This is a genomic window from Frankia sp. CoBUL1 (assembly GCF_978021245.1).
The window spans coordinates 1-6,833 of the sequence record NZ_CDXDOS010000188.1; the positions used below are offsets into that span (position 1 = coordinate 1).

General features: G+C 71.0%; 2 protein-coding genes. Both read left to right on the plus strand.

What is annotated here, in order from left to right:
* Positions 1–2,860, plus strand: a 2,860-nt coding sequence (locus AC08OX_RS13220; RefSeq protein WP_476608095.1) for a helicase-related protein, incomplete at its 5' end; no start/stop codon positions are given.
* A 143-nt stretch (positions 2,861–3,003) separates the two neighbouring features.
* Positions 3,004–6,833 (plus strand): Eco57I restriction-modification methylase domain-containing protein (locus tag AC08OX_RS13225; RefSeq protein ID WP_476608096.1); only part of this gene is annotated, 3,830 nt, incomplete at its 3' end.

Sequence of the window (6,833 nt, forward strand, 5' to 3'; positions counted from 1 at the left end):
GGCCGGCGCCACCCCGGCCGGCGCCACCCCGGCCGGCGCCACCCCGGCCCGCGACTTCGAGCCGGGGTCGCTGGTGAAGGCCCGCGGGCGCGAATGGGTGGTCCTGCCCGGCGACGACCCGAATTTCCTCGTCGTGCGGCCGCTCGGTGGGGACGAGGAGTACGTCACCGGGCTGTTCCGGGACGAAGCGACGTCCGTGGGTTTCCCGCCGCCGGATCCGGCGGCGGCCGGCGACCACCGTTCCATCTCCATTCTGGCCACCGCGTTGCGGCTCGGCTTCACCGCGAGCGCCGGCCCGCTGCGCTCGCTCGCCGCCGTCGCGGTCACTTCCCGGCAGTACCAGCTCGTCCCGCTGCTCCTCGCGCTGCGCCAGGACCCGGTCCGCCTGCTCATCGGCGACGACGTCGGGATCGGCAAGACGGTGGAGGCGGCTCTCATCGCCAAGGAGCTGCTGGTGCAGGGGGACGCCACCGGGCTGACGGTGCTCTGCCCACCCGCGCTCGCCGAACAGTGGCGGGCGGAGCTGGCCGACAAGTTCGCCATCGAGGCCGAGCTGGTCCTGACGTCCACGGTCACCGGTCTGGAGCGCCGGGCGGGCGGAGTATCCATCTTCGAGCACTTCCCGTTCACGATCGTCTCGACGGACTTCATCAAGACGGACGAGCGCCGGACGCTGTTCGCGCGGTCCTGCCCGGACCTGGTGATCGTCGACGAGGCGCACACCTGCGTCCCGGCGGCCGGCAGCGCGTCCAGCAGCGCCGGACAGAAGCGTTACGACCTGCTGCGCGGCATCGCCGACCGTCCCACGAAACAGGGCCGCCCCCGCCACCTTCTGCTGGTCACCGCCACGCCCCACTCCGGTAAGCAGGACGCGTTCCGGGATCTGCTGAGCCTGCTCAGCCCGCGGCTCGCGCTGCTCGACCTGGACACCGTGCGTGGCCGGGATGAGCTCGCCCGGCACTTCGTGCAGCGCCGCCGCCGCGACATCCGCCGCTATCAAGGGCAGGACACCCCCTTCCCGGAGGATCGCCAGTACCGCGACGTGGGGTACCGGATGAGCGTGGCCTACTCCGGGTTCCACGAGGAGGTGCTCGCCTTCGCCCGGGAGACGGTCACGAATCCCGGCGGGGAGCGGACCCGCCGGGTGCGGTGGTGGTCGGCGCTGGCCCTGCTGCGATCGGTGGCGTCCTCGCCGGCCGCGGCGGCGGCGACCTTCACCGCGCGGTCGGTCACCGCCGCCGCCGGATCGGCGGCCGAGGCAGACGCGCTGGGCCGCCCCGGCACCTACGATCTGATCGAAGCTGAGGCGATCGACGGGCTGGACGTCGCCCCCGGTGCGCTCGACGACACCCTCTCCGCCGGGGCGCGGGCGACACTCGCGAGGCTGGCCGGCCGGGCCAAGGAGCTGGCGGGGAAGGAGCACGACGCCAAGCTGACGACGCTGATCAAAGAGATCAAGGGTCTGCAGGCCGACGGGTACGACCCGATCGTGTTCTGCCGCTACATCCCGACGGCGGAATACATCGGCAGGCAGCTCACGGCGACGTTCGGGAAGAAGGCGACGGTCGAGACCGTCACCGGCGAGCTGCCCCACGCGGCGCGGGCCGCCCGCATCGAGAGGCTCACCGCCACCCCGGGCCGGCACATTCTCGTCGCTACCGACTGCCTGTCCGAGGGCATCAACCTCCAGGAGAGCTTCCAGGCGGTGATCCATTACGATCTGGCCTGGAATCCGACCCGTCATGAGCAGCGCGAGGGCCGGGTCGACCGGTTCGGCCAGCGGAAGTCGTACGTCCGCGCGGTCACCCTGTACGGCGCGGACAACGGCATCGATGGTCTCGTGCTGGACGTCCTGCTGCGCAAGCACCGCCGGATCGCCCGCGACACCGGGGTGACGGTCCCGGTTCCCGACAACGCCGAGAGCCTGCTCATCGCCATGCTCGAAGGGCTGGTCCTGCGCCGCAGGGACGGCGAGCAGCTCATCCTCGATCTCGACGTCGTCCGGACCGGCGACGAGGTGACCGACGAGTGGCACAGCGCCGCCAAGCGGGAGTCCCGGACGCTGACGAAGTACGCCCACAGCGGAGTCGACCTGGACGAGGTGCAGGGCGTGCTGGACGACGTGCGGGAAGCCCTCGGCAGCCAGGCCGACGTCCGCCGGTTTGTCCTGAACACCCTCGACGAGCTGGGCGTGAAGGTGGTTCCGACGGAGACCTCGGACGGTCTCGTCGCCGACGTGACCGGGCTGGACCCCCTCTACACCGACGCCCTGCGCGTGCCGCCGGGCGGCGCGGGCCGGCTGGTTCTGCACGACGACCTGCCGGTTCCGCCCGGCCATCGGGCCCTGGTGCGCACCGACCCGGCGGTCACGGGGCTCGCCCGCGCGGTGCTGGAGGAGGCGCTGGACGACCGGACCGGGGTGATCGCCCCGGTGGATGATCCCGGGCCCGCGGGGGCGGGCGCTCCCGTGGACCGGGCGGACCCGGCGGGCGCTCCCGTGGACCCGGCGGGTGGTGCGGTGGACCCGGCGGGTGGTGCGGTGCGGCGTCCGCCGGGGGCGCGCTGCGGGGTGTTCCGCACCTCCGCGGTGGCCACGCGCACGGTGGTGCTCCTCGTGCGTTACCGGTTCCATCTGACGCTGCCCGGCGCGGCGAAGACCGTCGACACCGTGGCCGAGGACGCGCGCCTGGTCGGCTACCGTGGCCGCGGGGAGAACCGCGAGTGGCTGACGCCGCCCGACATCGACCGGCTGTTCGCCGTCGACCCGGAGAACGCCCTGCCCGAGTTCGTTCGCCGGCAGGCGGAACGCGCCATCACCGAGCTCGCCGACGTCGCGCCTGAGCTGGACGCACAGGGCTAGCGGCTCGCCGAGGCGCTGCGCGAGGCCCACCTGCGGGCCCGGGAGGTCGCCGGGCTGCGCCGCCGCCGCGGGCTCACCGTCACCCCGCACGACCGGGCCGACGTCCTCGGGGTCTACGTCTACCTGCCGGCCGGGGCCGGCTCATGACACTGAGAATTGGGGACGTCGAGCTCCTCTCCGTCAGCCTCGAAGGCAGCCTGTTCACCCGGGACCTGGTGCGGCGGGTCAGGGACGCCGACCCGGAACTCGCCGGCACGCGCGCCGAGGACTACCACCTGGCGGCCGGGGAACGGCTCGGCGACGCGGCCAGCCGCCGCTGGGCGTACCTGCTCGGGGCGTACCGCACCTTCCGCGCGCGGCTCGCCGCCGAGGAGCGGTCGGTGACCGCGGGTGGGGCGGTGGGCGCGGCGACGGGCCCGGGGACGACGGGGACCACGCTGACCCGTGAGCTGTGGTTGCAGGTCCTGTTGGGCGAGTTGGGCTACGGCCGCGTCGCGCACGTGCGCCACCTCGGCGAGGACGATGCCATCAGCCACGAGTGGCGGCACGTTCCCGTCCACCTCGCCGCCTGGAAGCGTGATCTGGACCAGCGGCTGGGGCCGGCGAAGAGCGACCGGGCCCCGCAGCGCATGATGCAGGCGTTCCTCAACCGGCACGACGACCGGCTGTGGGGGATCCTTTCCAACGGCCGGAAGCTGCGGATCCTGCGGGAGTCGGCGGCCCTGGTCGGCCACTCCTACCTGGAGTTCGATCTCGAAGCCATCTTCGACGGCGAGCTGTACTCCGATTTCGAGGTGCTCTTCGCCTTCGCGCACGCCTCGCGGTTCGAGGCGCCCGATCGGGCGGGCGCGGCGCCGAACCCGGCGGACTGCTGGCTGGAACGCTGGCACACCTATGCGGCGGCTGCGGGCATCGTCGCCGGGGACAAGCTGCGGGACAACGTCGTGCGGGCCATGGCGGAGCTGGGCACCGGTTTCCTGGAGGCCAACCCCGGGCTGCGCGCGATGCTGGCGGCCGGCCGCCAGCACGGCGGGATGACTCCCGACGAGTTCCGCCACGAGCTGCTCCGGCTCGTGTACCAGATGGTCTTCCTGTTCGTCATCGAGGACCGGGACGTGCTGCATCCCCAGCCTCCCGAGGAGAAACCGGACGAGACGGCGCGGCAGCGGGCTGACCGCAAGCGCCTCACGGATCAGATCATCGAGGGCCGGCGGCGGTACGCCTCCTACTTCTCCACCGCGCGGCTGCGCCGCATCGCCTCCCGGCGGCGTGGTGATCAGCATGGTGACCTGTGGCGCGGGCTCGTCCTGGTGCTGGAGGCCCTGGGCAGCGACGGCGGCCGGCCCGAGCTCGCCCTGCCGGCCCTCGGCGGGCTGTACTTCACGGGTGGCTCGGCGACTGGGCGGGGCCGGTCCGGCGGGGCCGGTGCGGACGACCGCGGGGCCGGTGCGGACGACCGCGAGGCCCGTCCCGACGAGCTGCGCCGGCTCGAACTTCCCAACCGGCGGCTGCTCGCCGCGGTGAAGCTGCTCAGCCATGTCACGGATGACCGGGGCCGCCGGCAGTGGGTCGACTTCGCCCATCTGGGCGGGGCGGAGCTCGGCAGCGTCTACGAGTCGCTGCTGGGACTGGTGCCGGACCCGGATCTGCCGGCCCGGCGGTTCCGCCTCGCCGACGCGCTGGGCAACGAACGCAAAACCACCGGCTCCTATTTCACTCCGAACGCGCTCATCGACTCGCTGCTGAGGACCGCGCTGGACCCCGTGATCGACCGGTACGCGGCATCCGGCGTTCCCGCGGACCTCCTGCGGATCACCGTGGTGGACCCGGCCTGCGGCTCCGGGCACTTCCTCGCCGCCGCCGCGCACCGGATCGCCCGCAGATACGCGATCATGGACCGGGGAGACGACGAACCGTCCCGGGCGGAGATTGTGAAGATCCTGCCCGAGGTCGTCGCGCGGTGCGTCTACGGGGTCGACATCAACCCGCTGGCGGTCGAGATCACCAAGTTCTCGCTGTGGCTGGCGTCCGTCGAGCCGAACCGCCCGCTCGCCTACCTAGACCATCACATCAAGGTCGGCAACGCCCTGCTCGGCGTGACCCCGACGCTGCTGGACGGGGGAATCCCCGACGCCGCCTTCAAGGCGTTCGGCGACGATGATGCCAGCCGGGTCAGGGCCCTGCTGGCCGACAATCAGGGTGCTGTCTTCCTGGAGGCGCAGAAGTCCGCCGACATCAGTCACTTCGCCAACCTGCGCGGTCGGCAGGAGCTGCGTGAGATCATCGATCTGCGTGCACTGTCCCTGTCGGATGTCCGCGAGCAGGCGCGGCGGTACGAGGCCCTGGAGGCCATGCCCGAGCGCCGCCTCCACCTGCTGGCCGCCAACGCCTGGTGCGCCGCGTTCGTCTGGCCGAAGCCTGAGGGTGGGCCACCGGCGATCACGAATCAGCTCCTGTATCCGCTGATGGCTGGTTCTGAGGAGTTGTCACCGGAGCTGGCGAAGCTCCTGGACGACATCACGGACCGGTACCGTTTCTTCCATTGGCATCTGGAGTTCCCGGACGTCTTCCGCACGGATGACGATCCGGACGCTCCCGACGCGAACCCGGGCACCGGCTGGCGCGGCGGCTTCTCCTGCGTCCTGGGTAACCCGCCGTGGGAGCGGGTGAAGCTCCAGGAGAAGGAGTTCTTCGCGCACCGGGACGAGAAGATCGCCAAGGCCCCGAACAAGGCGGCCCGGCAGCGCCTGATCGACGCGCTGAAGGAGAGCGAGTTCGCCTCCGACCGTGCCCTGTACGCCGACTTCCAGGATCACCTGCGGGAGTCCGCCGGCTGGTCGCAACTGCTGCGGGATTCGGGCCGCTACCCGCTCACCGGCCGCGGCGACGTCAACACCTACGCCGTCTTCGCCGAGACAGCCCGGACCATCCTCGGCCCGCACGGTCGTGCCGGCCTGGTGCTGCCCACCGGCATCGCCACCGACGCCACCACCGCGCCGTTCTTCCAGGACGTCGTCGAGAAGGAGTCGCTCGCCGGGCTGGTGGAGTTCGAGAACGAGGAGTTCCTACTCAGCCGCGCGGTGCACCATAGCTTCCGCTTCTGCCTCTTGACTCTCGCCGGGCGTCAGGTCGGAGTCGACCGGGTGCCGTTCGCCTTCGGATCACGGCGGATGGTCGACGTGGCCGACCGGGCGTTCACCATGACACCGGCCGAGATCCGTCTCCTCAACCCGAACACCAGGACCGTCTCGATCTTCCGGTCCCCGCGAGACGCCCGCATCACCCTGGACATCTATCATCGCGTACCGGTCCTCTGGCAGGATGCGCCGCCGTCGAACCCGTGGCGTGTCTCGTTCAAAGCCATGCTGCACATGGCCAACGATTCCAAATATTTCCACACCCGTAAGGACCTGGAGAAGGCCGGCTGGCATCTCGTCGGTAACGTCTTCACGCGAGGGTCGGGCGAGGACGCCGAGTACATGCTCCCGCTGATCGAGGCGAAGATGGTCCACCATTTTGACCATCGGTTGGGAACGTACGAGGGGCAGACCCAAGCTCAGGCGAACATGGGAACCCTGCCCCGGACGACGCCCAAGCAGCACGCCGACCCGGACTTCGTCACGCTGCCGCGCTACTGGGTCGCCGAGGAGAAGGTCGAGAAGAAGATCGGCGAGCGGTGGGACCGCGGCTGGCTGCTCGGCTGGCGCGACATCGCCCGCGCCTCCGACGAACGGACCCTGATCAGCGGCGCGATTCCGCGTTACGCCGTGGGAGACAAGTTCCTCCTCGCATTGCCATCCGAACGGGGAGCCCTTCTGCAGGCAAACTTCTCCATGTTCGTGCTCGATTACTGTGCCCGACAGAAATTCGCTGGCACCTCGTTCAAGTACTTTCTCATGAAGCAGCTTCCCGTGCTGCCGCCGGAGCGGTATGACGAGCCGGTGGGGTGGCTGGCGGGGGAGGCGTTGACCGC